18 protein-coding genes and 1 pseudogene are annotated in these 19,347 nt (G+C 72.6%); 6 read left to right on the top strand and 13 right to left on the bottom strand.

Going from position 1 to position 19,347, the window contains the following annotated elements:
- The first annotated feature begins 77 nt into the window (after positions 1-77).
- On the top strand, positions 78-1,145 hold the full coding sequence (locus ACFYUY_RS21195) for a ferredoxin reductase (RefSeq protein WP_387902368.1): 1,068 nt from the start codon (positions 78-80) through the stop codon (positions 1,143-1,145).
- A gap of 7 nt (positions 1,146-1,152) precedes the next feature.
- Positions 1,153-2,274 carry a fatty acid desaturase family protein gene (locus tag ACFYUY_RS21190; protein ID WP_387902366.1) on the top strand — a complete coding sequence of 374 codons (1,122 nt, stop codon included), beginning with the start codon at positions 1,153-1,155 and terminating at the stop codon, positions 2,272-2,274.
- A 174-nt stretch (positions 2,275-2,448) separates the two neighbouring features.
- Here ACFYUY_RS21190 and ACFYUY_RS21185 read toward each other — a convergent pair whose 3' ends face one another.
- Positions 2,449-2,883 carry a hypothetical protein gene (locus ACFYUY_RS21185; protein ID WP_387902364.1) on the bottom strand — a complete coding sequence of 145 codons (435 nt, stop codon included), beginning with the start codon at positions 2,881-2,883 and terminating at the stop codon, positions 2,449-2,451.
- A 238-nt stretch (positions 2,884-3,121) separates the two neighbouring features.
- Here ACFYUY_RS21185 and ACFYUY_RS21180 point away from each other — a divergent pair, with 238 nt between their 5' ends.
- Positions 3,122-3,346, top strand: coding sequence for a hypothetical protein (locus ACFYUY_RS21180; RefSeq protein WP_387902362.1), 225 nt, complete (start codon positions 3,122-3,124; stop codon positions 3,344-3,346).
- Between the two features lie 69 nt (positions 3,347-3,415).
- Here the strand turns inward: ACFYUY_RS21180 and ACFYUY_RS21175 are convergent, their stop codons facing one another.
- The 6 genes from ACFYUY_RS21175 to ACFYUY_RS21150 form a co-directional block, all read right to left on the bottom strand.
- A complete protein-coding gene (locus tag ACFYUY_RS21175; protein WP_387902360.1) occupies positions 3,416-5,743 on the bottom strand; it encodes an LPXTG cell wall anchor domain-containing protein in 2,328 nt (775 codons plus the stop codon).
- A gap of 883 nt (positions 5,744-6,626) precedes the next feature.
- Entirely contained in the window at positions 6,627-8,024 is a 1,398-nt protein-coding gene (locus ACFYUY_RS21170) for a glycosyltransferase (protein WP_360220159.1), read from the bottom strand.
- 23 nt (positions 8,025-8,047) lie between these two features.
- On the bottom strand, positions 8,048-8,209 hold the full coding sequence (locus ACFYUY_RS21165) for a hypothetical protein (protein ID WP_360220157.1): 162 nt from the start codon (positions 8,207-8,209) through the stop codon (positions 8,048-8,050).
- Between the two features lie 112 nt (positions 8,210-8,321).
- Positions 8,322-8,987: a hypothetical protein gene (locus tag ACFYUY_RS21160; RefSeq protein WP_360220154.1), complete on the bottom strand. Its 666-nt coding sequence runs from the start codon at positions 8,985-8,987 to the stop codon at positions 8,322-8,324.
- A gap of 169 nt (positions 8,988-9,156) precedes the next feature.
- Positions 9,157-9,576, bottom strand: coding sequence for a hypothetical protein (locus ACFYUY_RS21155; RefSeq protein ID WP_387902358.1), 420 nt, complete (start codon positions 9,574-9,576; stop codon positions 9,157-9,159).
- 222 nt (positions 9,577-9,798) lie between these two features.
- The gene (locus ACFYUY_RS21150) at positions 9,799-10,668 is read right to left on the bottom strand and encodes an alpha/beta fold hydrolase (RefSeq protein ID WP_387902356.1); all 870 of its coding nucleotides are present in this window, start codon (positions 10,666-10,668) and stop codon (positions 9,799-9,801) included.
- Between the two features lie 68 nt (positions 10,669-10,736).
- Between ACFYUY_RS21150 and ACFYUY_RS21145 the strand changes: the two genes are divergently transcribed.
- A complete protein-coding gene (locus ACFYUY_RS21145; protein ID WP_387902353.1) occupies positions 10,737-11,447 on the top strand; it encodes a FadR/GntR family transcriptional regulator in 711 nt (236 codons plus the stop codon).
- Between the two features lie 250 nt (positions 11,448-11,697).
- Positions 11,698-12,210, top strand: coding sequence for a hypothetical protein (locus ACFYUY_RS21140; RefSeq protein WP_360220142.1), 513 nt, complete (start codon positions 11,698-11,700; stop codon positions 12,208-12,210).
- Here the strand turns inward: ACFYUY_RS21140 and ACFYUY_RS21135 are convergent.
- Both ACFYUY_RS21135 and ACFYUY_RS21130 read right to left on the bottom strand, forming a co-directional pair.
- A pseudogene (locus tag ACFYUY_RS21135) lies at positions 12,203-12,574 on the bottom strand (transposase); the annotation flags it as partial. The gene ACFYUY_RS21140 and the pseudogene ACFYUY_RS21135 overlap by 8 nt on opposite strands.
- 60 nt (positions 12,575-12,634) lie before the next feature.
- Positions 12,635-12,886 (bottom strand): hypothetical protein, encoded by a 252-nt coding sequence (locus tag ACFYUY_RS21130; protein ID WP_387902350.1) that lies wholly within the window; start codon positions 12,884-12,886, stop codon positions 12,635-12,637.
- Positions 12,887-13,365: 479 nt separating this feature from the next.
- Between ACFYUY_RS21130 and ACFYUY_RS21125 the strand changes: the two genes are divergently transcribed.
- Positions 13,366-14,004 (top strand): nucleotidyltransferase domain-containing protein, encoded by a 639-nt coding sequence (locus ACFYUY_RS21125; RefSeq protein ID WP_360220136.1) that lies wholly within the window; start codon positions 13,366-13,368, stop codon positions 14,002-14,004.
- Positions 14,005-14,295: 291 nt separating this feature from the next.
- On the opposite strand, the gene ACFYUY_RS21120 is transcribed toward ACFYUY_RS21125, so the two are convergent.
- The 4 genes from ACFYUY_RS21120 to ACFYUY_RS21105 form a co-directional block, all read right to left on the bottom strand.
- Positions 14,296-15,933, bottom strand: a complete 1,638-nt coding sequence (locus tag ACFYUY_RS21120) for a hypothetical protein (protein ID WP_387902348.1) — start codon at positions 15,931-15,933, stop codon at positions 14,296-14,298.
- The gene (locus tag ACFYUY_RS21115) at positions 15,930-16,829 is read right to left on the bottom strand and encodes an ABC transporter ATP-binding protein (RefSeq protein WP_387902345.1); all 900 of its coding nucleotides are present in this window, start codon (positions 16,827-16,829) and stop codon (positions 15,930-15,932) included. The genes ACFYUY_RS21120 and ACFYUY_RS21115 overlap by 4 nt, the downstream gene beginning before the upstream one ends.
- Before the next feature lie 294 nt (positions 16,830-17,123).
- Positions 17,124-18,275: a sensor histidine kinase gene (locus ACFYUY_RS21110; RefSeq protein WP_387902342.1), complete on the bottom strand. Its 1,152-nt coding sequence runs from the start codon at positions 18,273-18,275 to the stop codon at positions 17,124-17,126.
- Between the two features lie 222 nt (positions 18,276-18,497).
- Positions 18,498-19,160 (bottom strand): response regulator transcription factor, encoded by a 663-nt coding sequence (locus ACFYUY_RS21105; protein WP_360220124.1) that lies wholly within the window; start codon positions 19,158-19,160, stop codon positions 18,498-18,500.
- Between the last annotated feature and the right edge of the window lie 187 nt (positions 19,161-19,347).

The raw sequence follows: 19,347 nt of genomic DNA, 5'->3' as shown, positions 1-19,347 counted from the left end.
CTGCGAACAATTCGGCCGAACAGATTTACGTCCTACGGTCAGGACTTTACGCCCTGAGGCGCAGCAAGCTGGGAACCATGACGAGTACAGCCCTCCGCAGCAGGGCGTGGAAACTGCTGGAGATGGTCACGACGCCGCTGCTGCCGTCGGACTACCTCGACCTGGTCAGCCCACTGCGGGCCGGCGCCGACCTGCGGGGGCGCATCGAAGCCGTGCACCCCGAGACGGGTGACTCCGCGACCGTCGTGATCAGGCCGGGACGGGGCTGGCGCGGCCACACGGCCGGCCAGTACGTGCGCATCGGGGTCGACGTCGACGGGAGGCGCCTGTGGCGTTCCTACTCGATCACCTCGCCGACGAACCGACGGGACGGCCGCGTCACCATCACCGTGAAGGCGATCCCGGGCGGCAAGGTCAGCAACCACCTGGTCCGCAGGGCGGCACCCGGCACCCTGATCCAGCTCGACCAGCCGGCCGGCGACTTCGTGCTGCCGCCGACCAAGCCCGCCAAGGTGCTCTACCTGACGGCGGGCAGCGGCATCACGCCCGTGATGGGCATGCTGCGCGACGCCGAGTTCGACGACGCCGTCATGGTCCACTGCGCGCCGCAGCCGCACGACGTGATCTTCCGCGACGAACTGCACGGCCTGGTCGCGGACGGGAAGCTGCGCCTCACCGAGGTGCACACCGGCACCGACGGCCGGCTCGACATCGCCCGGCTCGACGAACTCGTGCCCGACTGGGCCGAGCGCGAGACCTGGGCCTGCGGGCCCGCGGGCCTGCTCGACGCCGCGGAGGAGCGCTGGAGCGAGCACGGCGTCCGGGAGCGCCTGCACACCGAACGCTTCCGCCCCGCCGCCGCCGTCGTCGTGGGCGACGGCAGTGACGGCGGTGAGGTCACGTTCAGCGCCACCGGCAGGACCGTCGAGGCCGACGGTGCCACGCCGCTGCTGGACGTCGGCGAGGAGGCCGGCGTGCTCATGCCCTCCGGGTGCCGCATGGGCGTCTGCTTCGGCTGCGTCACGCCGCTCAAGGCGGGCGCCGTCCGCGACCTGCGCACCGGCGAGATCACCGAGGCCGAGCCGGGCGTCCTCATCCAGACCTGCGTGTCCGCGGCAGCGGGTGCCTGCGACATCGAACGGTAGGAGCACCTTGACCGCCATCGACCCCACCGCCCACCTGAGCGCGGAGCAGATCGAGGAGCTCGGCCGCGAGCTGGACGCGATCCGCGACGAGGTGATCGCCGACCGCGGCGAGAAGGACGCCGCCTACATCCGCAAGGTCATCTCGGCGCAGCGCAAGCTCGAAATGGCCAGCCGGGGCGTCCTGCTGTTCTCGATCTTCCCGCCCGCCTGGCTGATCGGCACCGCCGGCCTGTCCGTGGCGAAGATCATGGACAACATGGAGATCGGCCACAACGTCCTGCACGGCCAGTGGGACTGGATGCGGGACCCGAAGATCCACTCCACCACCTGGGAGTGGGACCACGTCTCGCCGTCCGACCAGTGGAAGCACTCGCACAACGAGCTGCACCACACGTACACCAACGTGATCGGCAAGGACAACGACCTCGGCTACGGCATCATGCGCGTCGACGAGGACCAGAAGTGGCACCCCTTCCACCTCGGCCAGCCGCTGTGGAACTTCCTCAACGCCTGCTTCTTCGAGTACGGCATCGCGGCGTACGACCTGGAGCTCGGCAAGAACCTGAGCAAGCGCCGCCGCAGGAACCCGGAGTTCCGCGCGCGGGCCAGGGCCGTGGGCCGCAAGATCCGCAAGCAGGTGCTCAAGGACTACGTGATCCACCCGCTGCTGTCGGGCCCGTCGTTCCCCACCACGCTCGCCGCCACGTTCACCGCGAACCTGGTCCGCAACATCTGGTCCCACTCGGTGATCATGTGCGGGCACTTCCCGGAGGGCGTGAAGGTCTTCGAGCGCCGGTCGATCGAGGGCGAGACGCGCGGCCAGTGGTACCTGCGCCAGATGATGGGCTCGGCGAACATCAGCGGCAGCAGGGCCATGCACTTCATGACCGGCAACCTGTCGCACCAGATCGAGCACCACCTGTTCCCGGACCTGCCGAGCAACCGGTACGCCGAGGTCGCGGTGAAGGTGCGCGCACTGTTCGAGAAGTACGAGCTGGAGTACGTCACCGGGCCGCTGCCCAAGCAGGTGTTCTCCGCGTGGCACAAGGTCTTCCGGCTCTCCCTGCCGAACAGGAAGCGGCCCGCGGCCGGGACGCCGCAGCGCGAGCGGGAGCTCGTCGCGGTCTGATTCCCGGCCTCCCGGCCGTTGGGCCGCCCGGCTGTTGGGCCGCCCGGCCTCCCGGCCGCTGGGCCGAGCCGGAACGGTCGGCACGTCCCATACCGAACGACCCCGCTGCCGAGACCGGCCGCGGGGTCGTTCGGCACTCGTGCCGAGGGGGACCCCGGCGGTGCCGGCGCCGGGCTACCGGCCGGCCGCCTCCAGCACCTGCGTGACCAGGTCGGTGTCGGCCTTGGGAATCACGATCACGTGCTGCGCGTCGCCCGCCGCCAGGTCCAGGCGCGCCATCTTCGGGAGCGGGGACTTCTGGCCCGACGGCGACAGGCGGAACGGACCCGTCAGGGCGACGTCCTCGCCGGTGCGCCGGTTGCGCCAGGTCACCCGGTCGGCCGCCAGGTAGAGGTGGCCGGAGGCCGTGTGCGGGACGGTGCGGCCCTTGCCGACCGACAGCATCCTGACCGTGCCCAGCGTCGGGCTCGAACAGAACACCTGCAGGGTGGTGCCCGCCCGGAGGTCGGCCAGGTCCTTCTCCGTGCTCAGCCGCCGGATGCCGAACAGCGAGAGCAGGGTGTCGGAGAGGGTTCTGGTGCCCGCGGAGCGGCGGATGGTGCTTGTCATGGCGCAGATCCTCTCAGGGGCGACCGGAAGGCTCGTGACCAGGGCCTTTCCTCACGCAGACGGCCCCGGGCAGCCCGTGCGCCGGGAGCCGGGCCGGCACGCTGCGCACCGTGTCCGAAGGGCCACGGAGCGGCGTCCCGGAGGTTCGACCGCCCGACCGTGCGGGTACATACCGATTGTTCGGCGGCTTCGACAGCCGGACGTCCAGGCAGCTGAACGGCTCCCCGAGGGGGTGGCCATGGCCACGCTGATCGCCTTGTTCGCGGGCCTCGCCATCATCGTGACCGGCCTCGCGGTCTACCTGCACCGGCGGCCCGACGGTCGGACCGAGACCGTCGAAGGGCTGTTGGTCGAGCAGGAGCGCACGGCCCGTCTGCGCGCCGCCCGCTCCTCCTACAGCTCGATCGCCATGCACAGCACCCACGGTCTGACCGTCGACGAGCTGGAGCGGTACCGCAGGTAGGGCCGGCCCCGTCGCCGCGACGGGCGGTGAGGGGCCGGACCCTGGGTGGGTGCACCCGTACCCTGACGGTCAGGCGCTGCGTCGGCGGCGGGCGATGAGCGCGATGCCGCCGGCGAGCAGCGAGGCCGCGCCCAGCGAGACCTTCAGCGTGCTGTCCGAGCCGGTGTGGGCGAGCTCGCTGGCGGCCGTCTGGATCGTGTCGGAGGAGGCCGCGGTCCCGGCGGAGCCGGTGGTCCCGGTGGAACCGGACCCGCCGACCGTGCCGCCGGCGGAACCCGTGTCGGACTTCGTGTCGGAGGCGCTGGTCAGACCGGCCGCGGCGACGGTGCTGTTGCCGCTGTTGCCGCTGTTGCCGCTGTTGCCGACGGCGCCGGTGGCACCAGGGGCGCCCGTGCTGCCGGAGTCGTCCGTGGGGAAGCCCAGGGTGAGGTCGACCGGGAAGCCCTGCGGGCCGACGCTCGCGGGCGCGCCCTGCCCGCCCTCGAAGATGACCTCCGGGTTGACGTGGGTGGTGCCGACGGGGGCGAGGGAGGTGAAGGCGATGCGGACGTGCCGGGTGACGGAGGCGCCGGCCGCCAGGTTCCGGTCCTCGGTGAGGTAGTAGGTGACCGGGCCGCCGTTCTGGCGGCTGGGCACACCGAAGACGTTCTGCCAGCTGCCGTCCTCCTGCTGGACCTGGAGCGCGCTGTTCCGGTCCGCCAGCACGGCGGGGCGGACGTTGTCGTAGCGGGAGGCGCTGGCGTTGGACACGGTCACGTCGAACTCGACCGGGTCGCCGCCGGCGACGGCGGCGGTGGGGGCGTTCTTGACCGACACGTCGAGGGCCTTCAGGGCGACCTCCTTGGTGCTCTCGGCGATGACGTACTGCCCCGTCTGCTCGAGGACGGAGGAGGAGAGCTTGATGGTGCCGCTCGCGCCGGCCCAGTCGTTGTTGACCGGGGCGGACAGGCGCAGCCGGAACGTCTTCGTCGCGCCGGCGGGGACGGTCACGCCGGCGTACCCGCCCTTGAAGTGGAACCCGTCGTTCTGCTGCCGGAAGGTCGTCAGCACCGGCTTCCAGGCGCCCTCGTCGTCGAGGAGGTCCATGGCGATGCGGCCCTCACCGCGGGCGTACTGGTTGCTGGCGTCGAACTCCAGGTTGTAGGTCGCCTGGGTGTTGCCCGGGTTGGTGACCGTCTGGGTGAACTCGACCGGCCCGCCGGCGTTGCCGATCGAGGCGGGTGCCTGGAGCGACAGGGTGGGCGCTGCGCTGACGACGTTGATCAGGAGGTACTGGGGGCCGACGGTGACGGGGGAGTAGCCGCTGCCGATGTCGAGCTTCGCCCACGGGTGGATGTAGCCGGTGCCGGTCGGGGCGTCGGCGGTGAAGGCGAGCCGGACGTGCTTGGTGAAGGTCTCGCCCGGTGCCATGGTCCGGTCGTCGGAGAGGTGGTAGGTGACCCGGTCGGCGACGGTCGGGTTGCTGCCGGGGACGCCGGTGATGTTCTGCCAGCTGCCGTCGGCCTTCCGGACCTGGAGGGTGGTGTGCTGGTCGGCCTCGATGACCTTGTCGACGTTGGTGTAGGCGGAGGCGCTGCGGTTGGCGATGGCGACGTCGAACTCGACCGGGTCGCCGCCGGCGACGGCGGTGGTCGGCGCGTTCTGGACCTGCAGGGTGATGGCCCTGGCCGCGACCTCCTTGGTGCTCTCGGCCAGGACGGCACCGGCCTCGTCGAGCACTGCGGAGCGGAGCGTGACGGTGGAGTCGGTGTTGGACCAGTAGGTCGCGAGCTCGGTGGTCAGGCGCAGCCGGACCGTCGTGGTGGCGCCGGCGGCGACGGTCAGGCCGGGGACCGTATCGGTGACGGGCTTCCAGGTGCCGTCCGCGTCGCGGTAGTCGACCTTGATGGCGCTCGCCGAGACGGGGCCCGCGCCGCTGGTGGTGATCTTCAGCTTGTAGGTGGCCGCGGTGCTGCCCGGGTTGGTGACGGTCTCGGTGAACTCGACCGGCTGGCCGCCGCGGCCGACCGACGCCGGCGGGGTGACGGTCAGCGACGGCTTGTCGTCGGCGGTGGCCTTGGCGGCGGCCTTGGCCGTCGGCTTCGCGGCCGGGGCGGCCGGGGCGGCGGGGGTGGTCGGGGTGGTCGGGGTGGCAGCCGGGGCCGGGGTGGCGGCCGTCGGCTTCGCGGTCGGGGCGGCCGTGGCCGGGGCCGGGGTGGTGGCCGGGACCGGGGTCGCCGCGGTCGGGGTCGCGGTGGCGGTCGGGGCCGGGGCGGCGGCGGTGGCGGCCGGGGCCGGGGCCGGGGCCGGGGCGTCGGCGGCGTAGGCGGCCGGGGAGACCACCACGGCGCCGGTGGCGAGCAGCGCGCCGAGGGTGGCGGCGGTGAGGACCGCGGAGCGGGAACGACGTGCACGCACAATGGACATTCTGAATACCCCCCGGGGTGTTTTCATCGGCAGACGTGTGTCGCTGCTCGATGGATTGCGATGAGTGCGGTGGCAGGATCCGAGGCCCGGGAGTCGGTGCTCCCGGTCTGCCTGCGGTCCGCCGCGGCGGGCTTCCCCGCCGCTCACTCACATAGACGTGCGGGGCCCGCGAGGGTTGCAGGTGAGATCGAAACTTTTTTGACGACTTCTGGAGACCTGCCCGAAAGCCCCTCCGACCAGCGGTTTCGGCAGTGAGAGGGGTGGCTGCCCGGGATGGTCCCGGGCAGCGATCGTCCGAGCAGGCCCGGCGCCGGGCCCGAGGAGGGAGTGCCACCGTGGCAGAGACCTGGGGGCCGTACCGCCCGTGCACCGCCGAGGACGGGAAGGCGTTCCTCGCGGTGCCGAACATCACCGACTACGTGACCCGGGGCCTCGGGTTCACCGGCCGGGTCGACATCGCCCCGGAGGCCGTGCGCTCCTCGACGGGAAACCCGAAGCAGCTTCAGTACCTGGTCATGGGCGGGCAGCCGGGATGCCGAGGTGCTTCTTCACGCTGTCCTCCGTGGTGTCCTGCCGGTCGACCGGGCGGGCGGGTCTGCCGGGGGCGCCCGCCCGTGGCGCCTGGAGCCGAGACTGCCCTGAGGTGCGCCGGGCCGCATGCGGGCGGTGGCACACGGCTGACATCGCCGCAGGGGTGGCCTCCGGGCCCGCGCCGGATGTGCCCGGGGCTGCGCCTTGCCGTCGATTCGGCAGCCCCGGGGTTGCCCGGCCACCGGCGGCGTGTGTCCGTCGGCCCGCGAGGTGACCCTGCCGGAGCGAGCGGTGGAGGAACGCGCCACTGCTCAGTGGTGCGGCGGGGCTCCTTCGGTGCTGATCACCGCGTTGCCGGTGAGACCTGCGGGTGGGGCAGGGCGACTTCGACGTCTTGACGGGTGCCCCAGCGGTTGACGCGGTGGCAGGTGGCCATGGCGTAGAGGTACATGGGGCGCAGGACGAGGGTGCGCCAGAGTGCGGCGAGGGGAGCGCAGGCGAAGCAGGTGAGGAGTTGGCGGCGGGTCATGTCGGAGCGGGAGACGGTGAACAGGCGCAGGGCCATGAGGTAGCTCATGGCGGTGGCGATGGCCAGGCCGTAGAGGGCGATGTCGCCGAGGTGGGCGCGGTAGTCGGCCATGGTGAGGAGCGCGACGGGGATGACGAGGCCGAGCGCGAGGTGGAGGTACTCGGCGACGGTGGTCCAGAAGACGATGCCGGTGGCGGGGAGGTAGCGCAGCCACCACAGGTGGCGGACGGTGGTGCCGCGCATCCAGCGCAGCTGTTGGTTGAGGTAGTGGGGGAGGCGTTCGGGGGCGAGCGTGAAGACGAGCGCGGAGGGCTGGTGGACGGTGTCTCCGGCGAGCATGGCGTAGAAGGTGAGCATCGAGTCGTCGTTCATCTGCATGGGACGGCCGCGGAACTGCTCGTTCTCGTAGGTGCCGGCGGCGTCGCGGACGATGTCGGCCCGGTAGAAGGCGAGGGTGCCGGAGTTGATGGTGACGCGTTTGAGGACGGACTGTGCACTGCGCAGACCCCGGGTGAAGGGGAGGTAGAGCAAGCCGATGAGGCGGGTGAGGGCGTTCGCGTCGTGGTTGAGGACGACGACCTGTCCGGCGACGGACTGGGTCCGGGAGTCGGCGAAGGGCTTGAGTCCTTCACGGACGGCGTGGCAGTCGAGGACGGAGTCGCTGTCCAGGGTGATGAAGACGTCGGCGTCGTCGTTGGCGAGGACGTGCATCTGGGCGTGGCGTTTGCCGCGGTTGGAGGTGCGGTCCCAGGTGGCCTCGATGCCGGCGGCGGCGGCGAGTCGGGCGAATTCGGCCCGGGCCTCGTCGTAGGTCATGGGGGTGCCGTCGGGCCGGACGGAGCCGTCGTCGACGACACGGATGCGCTGGACGGGGCGGGACTGGGCGAGGACCGAGTGCAAGCAGGCCCGCAGGGCGGCCGTGTCCTCGTTGTAGACGGGGATCTGCACCGTGACCCGCAGCCGGTCGAGGCCGTGCTGCTGTTCGGGGGTGGCGGTGCGGGGCCGCTCCCACCAGGACAGGGGGACCCACCACAGCAGCAGGAAGGAGATCAGCCAGGGGGCGGCCAGTGCTCCGGCTCCGTGGTGATGGTGGATGTGGGCGATGAGGGCGGCGGTGTGGGCCGCGGCCCAGGCCGTGAAGGCGGCCACTGGCAGCACGGCGAGCAGCAACAGTGCGCGGGGCGGAGCGTGTTCGGCACTGGGTAGCGGCACGTGTCCGACGGGGGCCGGGGGCGTCACTTGTGGAGCGGACCGCGGCCGCGTCGGAAGGAAAGGCGTACGGCGGCGATGGAGGACAGGACCAGGGCGGTGGCGATGACGACGGGCCAGATCTGCCCGGCCGCCACTCCCGTCGCGGCGAGAGCGGTACCGGGGGCTGCGAACGACGCGTACGGCATGGTGGATCCTCCTCGAAGCGGGGTGTTCGGCACGTCGACCCGTCCGACGCCGGATCGCGGATCCGTGCTGGCGGACGGTCGTGTTGCGGTGCAGGGCGGCGAGCGCGTTGTGTCACGGTCTGGCAGGATCGGGCAGGCCGTTGCCGGCTCCGACGTGCTGCTGTTCGTCCCAGCCGTCCGCGTTCCGACCCTGCGCGGTGCCACTCAGTGCTGCCGACGATAGGAAGAATGCTGCGGTCGTGCACGCCGCGTGCTCCGAAGGGCTACAAGGTGCACCCGCGCGGAGCAGGCTGCCGACAGCAGGCATCCGCATTCCCCCGGCCTCGCCGTCTGGTCCGGCACCGAACCACCGGCCACCGACGGCTACGTGACCGGCTGGATGCGTGAGGGCAGCCTGATGCGCCACCGCCACCGCGAGATCGGCGAATGGTTCGCCGACCGAGGCCTGCGCGAGCCGGCGCCACACCACGACACCCTGTTCTCCTGGCTGCGCGCCCAGCCCCGGCTCACCGAGTTCGTCCGCCGGCTCTTCGACGTCCCCGACGTCGGAACCGAGTTCGCCGACCCGTACGCCGCCCGCTCCGGCCCGGACAACGAGTGGCCCAAGGCGCTCACCGCCCTTGCGGAAGAGGGCCTGCTCGACCGCGCCGAACTGATCGACCGTTGCCTCGGCCGGCTGCTGCGCGGCGACCGGCCCGGCAACCTGCGCGGATTCCTCCAGCTGTACGCGGCGCTGGCACCCGACACCGAGGAGATCCTCGCCCGAGCCCGCGACCACGTCCGGCTGGCCGTCGACGGCGCGTCCGGCCCGGCCAGGACCGCCCTGGCCGCGCTGCGGACCGTGGACGCACGACTGCCCGCAGACCTGTTCGCCGAACTCTCGGCCGCAGTCCTCGTCCGACCGGAGAAGACGCTCACCACCGCGCAGTTGAGCCGAGTCGACGCCGCTAGTTGCCCGGAGGCCGCACCCATGGTGCGAACCGCTGACCAGGTGCCACGTCCTCGCGCCAGTAGCGCAAGACGGTCTCCTGCACGACGTCCAGGCGGTCCGCGGCGATCAGGCACGAGACGGGCTCCGACCCGCCCGCGTCCGCTTCGAAGGCGACGAGCACGGACGGCGTCTCACCGAGCCGGCCCGTGATCCTCGCCAGCTCCTCGGACGTGGGGGCGCGAAATCGGGGATCGTGAAAGTTCGCCGGGCAGCTGACGAACACCGGGGCGGTGAACACCAGCTCCAGCGAGTGGTGATAGGTCAGGTCGTATCCGGCTGCGAGCCGGAACCGGTCACGATCCCAGGCGACGACGTCCCAGTCCCACCAGGACCCTTCCGGGAGCTCGATCGCGCTGTGGAGCTGCTCGACGTCCACTCGGAAACCCCCCTCTCGTTCGAACGGAACCGCAGGCTACGTAGCAGCGTGGGGCGCCGACTCGACGGGTCGGGCCTCTGAGGTGTCCTGGTGATCGGCACGCGGAGACGTCCGTCACCTGCGGGCACCTTCAGCCTTCAGCCTTCCGCCTTCCGCCTTCCGCCTTCCGCCGGGACGGCGGCGTCACCCCGCTCGTGGGGCAACGCGAAGGGGGCTGCAGGATCAGGCCCCGCGGGTGCGGTCCAGGTGGTGGGTGAGGGCGGTCGCGAATTCGGCGGGGTGGCTGAGGTGGGGTGCGTGGCCGGCGCCGGTGAGGGTGTGGACGGTGGCGGCGGGCAGTCGTCGGGCGAGGAGCTCGGTGATCCGGCGAACGGCGGGCGGGCCGTCGGTGCCGACCGTGAGGGTGATCGGGACGGGGCTCGCGGCCAGCGCGGTGAGGTCCAGCGCGTAGTGGTCGGGGTCGCGGAACTGGTCCAGGAACGTCTGGGCGTTGGCCGCGAGCATGGCGCGCTGCGGTTCGTCGAACAGGTCCCGCCAGCGCTCGCCGAAGGCGACCTGTTCCGCGAAGAGGGCGACGGCCTCCTCGGTGCGGCCCGCCTCGATGTGCTCGGCCACCGTGACGACGTGGGTCCGGGCCGCGTCGCGCATCGGTTCGCCGACCGGGTCGCCGGTGAGCAGGGGGAAGGCGGGCGGCTCGTGGACCAGCACGCTGCGGACCAGTTCCGGGTGGCGGGCGGCGGCCATGAGTGAGACGAGGGCGCCGTAGGAGTGGCCGACCACGTGGGCGCTGCCGCCGGAGACCTCGGTGATCACCGAGACCAGGTCGCCGACGTGCTCGTGGATGACGCTCCGGCCCGGCGCGCCGCTGTCGGAGTGGCCGCGACGGTCGTAGCGGACGGCCGTGACGCCGGGCGGGAGCAGCGGGACGACGCCGTCCCAGCTGGTGTGGTCGTCGAAGGAGCCGTGGACGAACACCACCGGCGTCGTGGCCTGGTCCGCGTGCCAGCTCAGTTCGGCGCCGCCGGTCCGGAGACGCCCGGTGCGGTGAACGGTGGTGGTGGCCGGGGGAGTTGCCCGGGTTGCGAGATCCATGTCGGGAAGGGAATCATGTCACCTGTCGGAGAGTCAATCATTGACCCTCTAGTGATCTCGGGGAGTGGATGGTGAAGGTCGGGTCGAGCTCGCGCGTCGAGCAGATCGCGGAGACCGTGCTGGCGGAGATCGCCGCCGGACGCTGGAGGGTGGGCGAACGCATTCCGCCGGAGCCGGTGCTGATGGAACTCCTCGGCGTGGCCAGGAACACGATGCGCGAGGCGGTCCGGGCGCTCGCCCACGCCGGCGTGCTGGAGATCCGGCACGGGGACGGCGTCTACGTGCGGGCGCGCACCGACACGGAAGGCATCCTGCGGCGCCGCTTCGGCACGGAGGACCTGCGCGAGATCCTCGCCGCACGCCGGGCCCTGGAGGTGGAAGTGGCCCGGGCGGCGGCCGAACGCCGCACGCCCGAGGACCTGGACCGGCTCGCCGAGGCCTGGCACCGGCTCCACGGCGCCGGCGAGGGGGAGGGCGAGGGGGAGGCCGACCGGGTCGCGGCCGGAGTCGCCTTCCACCGCGCGGTGCTGGAGGCCTCGCACAACGTCGTCCTGATCGAGCTGTACCAGGGGCTGGTCAGTGCGGTGGCCGAGAGCCTGCGGCGCGCGAACGTCCTCGCGGACCTGCCCCGACCGCCGGTCCACCTGCACCGGGGCCTGTACGAGGCGATCCGCTCCGGTGATCCGGCCCGGGCGGCGGCGGAGGCGGCCAAGCCCCTCGACGCCATGATCGACCTGCTCGGGGCGCAGGCGGCGGGGACGGCGCGCACGGCTTACTGATCGTTTCAGAATGTCGGTGGTGCTCGTGAAGCCGAGCAGGTGAATCTTGCTGCTCGAGCGGGTGATAGCCGTGCTCACGCATGCGTCCAATCCGCGCTGTTCGTGGACGACATGAGGCCTTGGGGTGCAAGGCCGACAGGGCTCTCCTGGCATCAGGTCCGGGGTACTGCAGCCGTCCCGGCGCTTTCGCCCGGTGTGATCAGATTTCACCGGATTCGGGCAGCAGGCCCGAAGCACTGAAGGAGAATCGATGCGCCCTGCCCTCCCGACCAAGCGCACCCTCGCCCTCGTCCTGGCCGCGACGGCCGTCGGCACGGCCGTCGCGGTCAGTGTGCCCGCCATGGCGAGCGACACCCCGCAGGACCACAAGAACCGCTCCACCCGGGCCGCCCAGGTACCGGACCTCATCCTCGACTACACCGGCTCCGAAGCACTGTCCGGGGCTCCGGTGATCGGCGTTCCCTACGGCAATCGCGCCAAGGTCAACGACCTCGACGGCAACCAGATCGGCACCGCCTTCGGCAACTGCGTCAAGGACCAGATCGGCTCGACCCAGGACCAGGTGCTCTGCAGCACCGTGCTCAAGTTCACTGGCGACGCTCAGATCGCCATCACCAGCGTGCGGCCCATCGCGCACCCGGGCGCGGAGCTCCAGTCCTTCGATGCGATCGTCACCGGTGGCACCCTCAAGTACGAGGGCCTCACCGGCAGTGCCCGCTTCACCCCCCGCGGCGCCAGCGTCTACGACGTCAGCTTCAGCTGACCCATCCAGCCCCTGAGGTGGCCCCGACCCCTGCGGTGTCGGGGCCACCGCTCGCCGGAGCCCTGTGAAGCCGTCGCAGGCAGATGAGGCCGCAGGCGGGTTGAAGCAAGCCATGATGGAGATCTGCTCGACGTTCGTAGCGGATGCGCAGGCGCTTGAACTGGTGGAGCCAGGCGAACGTCCGCTCTACCACCCAGCGGGTGCGGCCCAAGCCGGAACCGTGGGCAACGCCGCGACGGGCGATGAGCGGCTTGATGCCTCGCTTCCACAGCAGGCGACGGTACTTGTCGTAGTCGTAGCCCCGGTCGGCAACCAGGCGTCTGGGTCTGTTGCGCGGGCGCCCACGCAGCCCCCGGATCGCTGGACGCGGCGCCACCTCACCGGCGGGCGGGGGAGTTCGACGCCGGGGCTGCAGGCCTCCGGGTCAGCGGTGGCCGATGCCGCGGCCGTCGAGGTAGTCGACCAGCGCGGCCTCTTTCCGGAGCAACCGGTCGCGGTCGTCGGCGGGCAGCGAGGCAAGGGCGTCGACCAGGACGCGCCTGCGAGGAACGTGGACCATGGCGCCCGAGTAGATCCGGCACCCCGAGCACCAGGCGAACCCGATGCAACGCTCGAAGCTGGAGGAATCGGGCGGATGGAAGCGGTACTGGTAGGAGCGGACGGGCTCGTGGCACACCCTGCAGATCCTGCGGTCACCGTCGAGGACGGACCAGCCGTTCCCCCACGTGCGCCAGGACTTCCGTCCGGCCGCTGCTCTTCACGTCGCCATGCGCTGATTCTGCCTGGGCGGTGGTCGAGGGACAACCGAGTGTTCTGGCCGCAGGTTCCGTGGAAGTGGTCTGTGGCTTCTACTGCCGCACCTCGGCGAGGGCTTCACGGCCTCGACGGGGCGAGGTCCGGGGTCGGTCAGAACCACTGAAATGGGCTCATGATCGTAGATCAGCCAACTGTACTCGCCCGTCATCACGACTCCTCGAGGGTTCGGGCCGGATAAGGCGGCAGCGTGGAACACGAGCCTGATGGCACCCAGGTTCCTTGTCGGCCAGGTACCCGGATTCGCAGGAGCCGGCGACTGCTTCACCGCCTCCAGGAGGTTTCGAGGCCGCCTCCGAGGATCGGCCGACCAGGGCAGGGACGCGGGAGTAGGTTGTGGCGGTGACCGAATCCCTGCCGCCCGGCGGTGTTGTGCTCGACGCGGAAGAGTTGGACGCCCGGTGGGCGGACGCGTGGCGGCCGGAACAGGTCGCGGAGCGACTGGGAGGGGTCGGCGCGCCCTGGTGCGTCGCCGCGGGTTGGGCGTTGGACCTCTTCCGCGGGAGGCAGTCGCGCCCGCACGGCGACTTGGAGATCGCGGTGCCCGCGGCGGGATTCCCCGAGATCCGGGACCGCTTCCCCGAGTACGCCTTCGACGCGGCGGGCTCGGGCCGGGTCTGGCCGGACGCGGGCCCCGAAGCGCTGGCGGCCACCCACCAGACCTGGGTGCGGGATCCGGCGAACGGGCGGTTCCTGTTCGACGTCTTCCGCGAGCCGCACCAGGGCGCGACCTGGATCTGCCGTCGTGACGAGAGCCTGCGGCTGCCGTACGACACCGTCATCGAGCGGACGGCGGACGGGACGCCCTACCTCCTGCCGGAACTGGTGCTGCTGTTCAAGGCGAAGGCCGCGCGGCCCAAGGACCAGGCGGACTTCGACGGCGCGCTGCCGCTGCTGGGCCAGGCCCGGCGGGACACCCTCCGTGGGTGGCTGGAGCGTGTCCACCCCGGGCATCCGTGGCTGGCGCAGCTGGCCGGTTAGCGCCCGGTGCGGATCGATCCTCGGCGGCAGAGAGCCGCGTCCGTCACCTGTCACCTGTCACCTGTCACCTGTCATCTGGACCCGGACCGCGGACCGCGCGTCGGTGGTGCGGCTGGCGCCGGCCGGAGCGGCCGTGCCGCATCTCTGCCTGGTCGTCAGCTTCGCCCTTGACCAGGCCGGCCGACCGACCCGCCACCGGCATGGGCCCGCGGCTGCTCCCGGTGTGGTGGAGGTGTGGGCCGGGGGCGCCCCCGGTGGACCCCGTCGCCGGGGGCCGGGGGACGGTCGGGGTTAGGCCTTGGCGTTTCGGCGGGCCGTGTCGACGGCGAAGACCGCGGCGAGCATCGCCGCGGACAGTGCCGCGACGAGGACGGGGCTGGGGCCGGTCGGGCGGCCGTGGGGCCGGACGGCGCCCATGAAGTCGAGGGCTGACACGTTGTTGACCAGGAGGTACCAGAGCGGCAGGTAGACGACCTGGAAGACCCGATGGGTGCGGCTCAGCGTGCCCAGGGACATGGCCAGGGAGGGGATGAAGAGCGCGCCGCAGGCCCAGTGCGCCACTCCGGCGCCGTCGCCCGCCGCCAGCATCCGCAGCAGCGGTACGACGCCGGCGACCGCCGTGAGTACGAGCCCGGAGGCCCACTCCGCGAGCAGACGGCGCCGGGCCGCCGGGTAGGCGCCGAGCAGGACCTCCAGCCCGTTCTCGACCTGTTGGCTTCCCAGCCGGGACCAGATCAGGACCGGCCACAGCCAGGCGGCGGGCAGGAGCAGCCCGGTCAGGGCGTTCATCGGGACGACGAAGCCCGCGACGGTCAGCGCCGCCGCGACCAGCCACCACCACGGCGAGACGCCCTGCAGCAGAATGCGCACCTCGCCGGCGAGCAGCCGGCCGAACGCACCCGCCCGATCGGGCTCGGTCCGCGGAAGTGCGCCCGGCGCGGTGGACCAGCGGGCGGACGGATCCGCTTCCCGGTCCGCTCCGCGCGGAACGGGCACCCGGGGCGCCGCCACCGGCTCCCGCGGAAAGGCGCGGCGCGAGCACGGCCCGCCGCCGGCGGCGCCGCCGCGGGACCGGGCGGGGTCGAACCGGCCGAACCACACGGTGGGCAGCAGCGCCACCGCGACCGCGAGCAGGAGCAGCACCAGCCGGTCCAGGACGAAGCCGGCCGAGACGTCGAAGCCGGTCCACAGGAAGGTGTCGAGCGGCTCGGCGACCTGGGTGAGACCCAGGCTGAACCCGCCCTCGCCGACCTGCCGGTGCTGGGCCGTGATCGACGCGTCCATCGACCGCGCCACCCGGTGCACGCCGAGGCCGCCCAGCGGAGCGGAGGCCGACTGGCCGCCGAGCGACAGCACCAGGGCCGCCACGAACCACACGATGTTCCCGACGCCGCCGCGCAACAGCGGCACCGTCTCGAACAGGATCGCGGCGGCCGCGGTCAGCGCCATCAGCGGCAGCGCGAGCAGCACGAAGGGCTCGACCAGCGCGACCGGGTCGACCGAGCGGTCCTCGCCACGGGCCAGCTGCATCGCCAGCGCCGTGGCCGCGAGGACGCCCAGCATCGAGCCGAGCACCAGCAGGTTGCTCAGGAACTTGGCGCACAGGTAGCCGCCGGTGCGCAGCGGGGTGGCGGCCAGCACCTGGCCGACCCGGGTGGTGTGGTCCCGGGCGATGCCGCTGCGCACCACGTAGAAGCCGCCGAGGGTGAGCCACAGCGTGCCGGCGAGGGCGGTGACCGTGCCGACGTAGGGGCTGTTGTAGATCCCGCGGTGGCCGCCGACGTCCATGATCACCCAGGTGCTGTCCGCGTCCGGTACGGCGAGGTAGCCGAGGCCGACCGCGGCGAGCAGGGTCACCGCGTACGCCGGGCGGCGGACCCGGTCGCGGAAGTCGCCGACCGCCAGGGCGGCCAGGGCGCGAAGGTTCACCGCAGCACCGCCTGAGGGCTGGTGGCCGGTTCGCCGCTGCGGTGGACGAGGGCGAGGTAGGCGTCCTCCAGGTCAGGCGGGACCGGGACCGCGTCCGGGGCGGGTGCGGCGTCGGAGAGCAGCCGCAGGCGCACGCCGCTGGTGGTGCGGACCATCCGGCTGACCACGTGGCGGGCCTGCACGGCCGGGACGTCGGCGGGGGCGGTCAGGAGCTCCCAGACCTGTCCGTCGACCTCCCGGAGCAGGTCCTCGGGGGAGCCGCGGCGCAGCAGCCGCCCCCGGGCGACCACGGCGATGTCCGCGGCGACCGACTCGACGTCGGAGACGATGTGGGTGGAGAGCATCACCATCCGGTCGGCGGCGAGGTCGCTGAGCAGGTTGCGGAAGCGCACCCGTTCCTCCGGGTCGAGGCCGGCCGTCGGCTCGTCGACGACGATGACCCTGGGGTCGGCGAGCAGGGTCTGCGCGATGCCGACCCGGCGCAGCATGCCGCCGGAGTACTTGCCGAGAGGGCGTTTGACGGCCTCGGTCAGGTTGACCAGCTGGATCAGTTCGTCGATCCGGGCCCGGGCGGAGCGGGCCGACAGGCCCTTGGCCGCTGCCAGGTAGGACAGGAACTCCCGCGAGGTCAGGTTCGGGTAGGACCCGAAGTCCTGTGGCAGGTAGCCGAGTTCGCGGCGTAGCCGGTCGGGGTCGGCGATCACGTCGCGCCCCTGGTAGCGGACCTGGCCGCTGGTCGGTCTGGTGACCGTGGACACGATCCGCATCAGCGAGGACTTGCCGGCGCCGTTGGGCCCGAGCAGGCCCAGCATTCCCGGGCCCAGGTGCATCGTGATGCCGTCGACGGCGCGTTTGCCGCCCCGGTACACCTTGGTCACGTCGGTCAGTTCGAGCATCGTCTTCCTCTTCCCCGTCGGACCGTGCGGGCTCAGCCCCTGACGTCCGTCTCCCTGCCGTTGCGGAGCACCGTGACGCCGCGCGGGACACGGTGGAAGCCTCGCCCATCCGCGGGCTCCTGCCATCTGCCGTTCGGCAGATATCGCCGCTCGGGTTGGCGGGTGGGAGGGCGGCGGGTAGGCCGAACGGCCTGGTGCGTCCGGTGCGTCCGGTGCGTCCGGTGTGTCCGGTGAGGGCAGTGAGTCCGGAGGGCGATGGCGCGGGGGCGTCGGGAACGCGCCGACGCGGGTGCGTCAGGAGGTCGCCGGTGCGGGGTGCAACGGGAGGACGGCGCGCACCCGCCAGCCGTCGGCGTGCGGACCGACGGACAGGGTGCCGCCGAGGGCGCCGGTCCGTTCGGCGAGCGCCGTCAGCCCCGTCCCGCCCGTGGAGCGGCGGGCCGGGCCGCCGCTGCCGCGGTGGCCGCGGGGCCGTCCGCCGTCGGTGACGGTCACCCGCACGGCGGGGCCCGCGGCATGGACGGTGCGGACCACTTCCACGTCCAGCCGCTCGGCCCGCGGGGCGTGCCGCCGGACGTTGGTCAGCGCCTCCAGGACGATCCGGTAGGCGGCGTCCTCGATCTCGCGCGGCGCGGCACCGGGCAGCCCCGGTTCCAGGACGAGTGCGCCGGCGGCGCCCGAGGCGAGGAAGCGGTCGACCAACTCCGGGATGTCGGCGAGGCCGTGCACCCTGGTCGGCGGCGGTTCGGCGTCCGCGGAGGCCTGCGGGTCGCGCAGGGTCCGCAGCGTGTGGTCCATCGAGTCGAGCGCCCGCAGGCCCGCGGCCTCCAGGCGGGCCAGGAGTTCCAGGTTCTGCTGCTCGTCGTACCCGCAGACCTGGGCGGCCTGCACCTCCAGCAGGATGCCGGTGACCTCGTGCGCGACGAAGTCGTGCAGGTCGCGGGCGACTTCGAGGCGCTGGTCGTGTCGGGCCTGCTGCACCGCGCGGGCCCGCTGGTCGTCCTGGGCCCGCAGGTGGAGCCCGACGCCGACGGCGCAGGCCGCCGGAAAAGTGGCCAGTGCGACGGCGACCACCGACGGGCCGAAGGCCGGCTGCGGCAGGCGCAGGGTGAAGCGCAGCGGGAGGGCCAGCAGGGCGGCGACCAGGACCCCTCCGGCGAGGAACGCCCGGCGCGGGTCGGCCCGCCGGATCACCCGCCCGCCCAGCACCAGCAACGCGGCGAACTCGAACGGCAGCCAGAGGGCCACCAGGTTCCGCGGTCCCGGGCAGACGGCGTCGGCGATCAGTGAGATCCCCGCGAACAGGCCTGCCGCCAGGACCGGCGAGGCCGGGCCCGGCGGGCGGCGCAGGATCGCCGCGGCCACGGCGAGGACGGCGACGGCCGCCGGGACCAGCGCCGCCGGTGGAGCGATCGTCGCGGGAGCCGCGATCAGGGCCACGGCCATCGCGCAGAGCATGCGTCGACGACGGGTGTCAGGCAGGGACCGGGTGCACACGGACCGAGCCTATGCAACAGGGCCGGACGCTCGGCGAAGAGGTGGCTGGTCGTCAGGAAGGCCCGGTGTGAAGGATCTTGCCGTGACGAGGATCCGCGTTCGCGCCGGAGCGACGGACGCGCACCCGGCCGTCCAGGCCGTCCAGGCCGTCCGGGGTGTCCGGACCGTGGCTCACCCGCCCGACCGGCCGGCCGCGTATCGCCTCTCGAAGGTGCGCACGGCGATGCCGACCCGGTTCCGGACGCCCAGTTTCCGCTGGATGCTGGCCACGTGGGTCTTCACGGTGCCGGGCGAGATGAACAGTTCCCCGGCGATGTCGGCGTTGGTCTTGCCCTCGGCCACCTTCCCGGCGATCTCCTCCTCCCGCCCGGTGAGCGGCTCGACGAGGGCCGGGCCGTCGGGCCGGACGCCGGTGACGTGCCTGAGCAGCCGCACCGTGACGGACGGGCTGATCAGACTGTCGCCCGCGACCGCCGCCCGGACGGCCTCGACCAGCAGGGCCGGGCCCGACCGCTTGAGGAGGAAGCCGGAGGCGCCGTGGCGTAGCGCCGGGTACACGTACTCGTCGAGGTCGAAGGTGGTGACGACGACGACCTTGACCGGGTCCGCCGCCGAGGGGCCGGCGATCCGGCGGACCACCTCCAGACCGTCCATGCGCGGCATGCGGATGTCCACCAGCGCCACGTCGGGCCGCAGCCGGCCCGCTTCCTCCACCGCGGCCACGCCGTCCGCCGCCTCGCCGACCACCTCCATGTCCGGCTGGCTCTCGAGGATCCGCCGCATCCCCCGACGGACCATCTCCTGGTCGTCGGCGAGCAGTAATCGGATGGCCACGAACGGGAATTCTGTCACACCGGCGGATCGCTCACGGGCGGCGGCCGGGTCGGGCACGAAGTGGCGGGGGGGGCCCCCCCCGGGGGGGGCCCCCCCCCGCCCCGGGGGGGGGGGCGGCCGGGCGCGGGGCCCCCCCCCCGGGGCCCCCCCCCCCCGGGGGCGGGGGGGGGGGGTGCAGCCGGGCCCA

Origin of the sequence: Kitasatospora sp. NPDC004745 (assembly GCF_042873275.1) — a bacterium.
Taxonomy (GTDB): Bacteria; Actinomycetota; Actinomycetes; order Streptomycetales; family Streptomycetaceae; genus Kitasatospora.
This window is presented reverse-complemented; position numbering and strand designations above follow the sequence as displayed.

Excerpts from the sequence above, each read along its gene's own strand:
- ACFYUY_RS21195 (WP_387902368.1), top strand. The coding sequence starts at position 78 with ATGACGAGTACAGCCCTCCGCAGCAGGGCGTGGAAACTGCTGGAGATG.
- ACFYUY_RS21185 (WP_387902364.1), bottom strand. The coding sequence starts at position 2,883 with ATGACAAGCACCATCCGCCGCTCCGCGGGCACCAGAACCCTCTCCGAC.
- ACFYUY_RS21180 (WP_387902362.1), top strand. The coding sequence starts at position 3,122 with ATGGCCACGCTGATCGCCTTGTTCGCGGGCCTCGCCATCATCGTGACC.
- ACFYUY_RS21165 (WP_360220157.1), bottom strand. The coding sequence starts at position 8,209 with ATGCCGTACGCGTCGTTCGCAGCCCCCGGTACCGCTCTCGCCGCGACG.
- ACFYUY_RS21150 (WP_387902356.1), bottom strand. The coding sequence starts at position 10,668 with ATGGATCTCGCAACCCGGGCAACTCCCCCGGCCACCACCACCGTTCAC.
- ACFYUY_RS21145 (WP_387902353.1), top strand. The coding sequence starts at position 10,737 with ATGGTGAAGGTCGGGTCGAGCTCGCGCGTCGAGCAGATCGCGGAGACC.
- ACFYUY_RS21140 (WP_360220142.1), top strand. The coding sequence starts at position 11,698 with ATGCGCCCTGCCCTCCCGACCAAGCGCACCCTCGCCCTCGTCCTGGCC.
- ACFYUY_RS21115 (WP_387902345.1), bottom strand. The coding sequence starts at position 16,829 with ATGCTCGAACTGACCGACGTGACCAAGGTGTACCGGGGCGGCAAACGC.
- ACFYUY_RS21110 (WP_387902342.1), bottom strand. The coding sequence starts at position 18,275 with ATGGCCGTGGCCCTGATCGCGGCTCCCGCGACGATCGCTCCACCGGCG.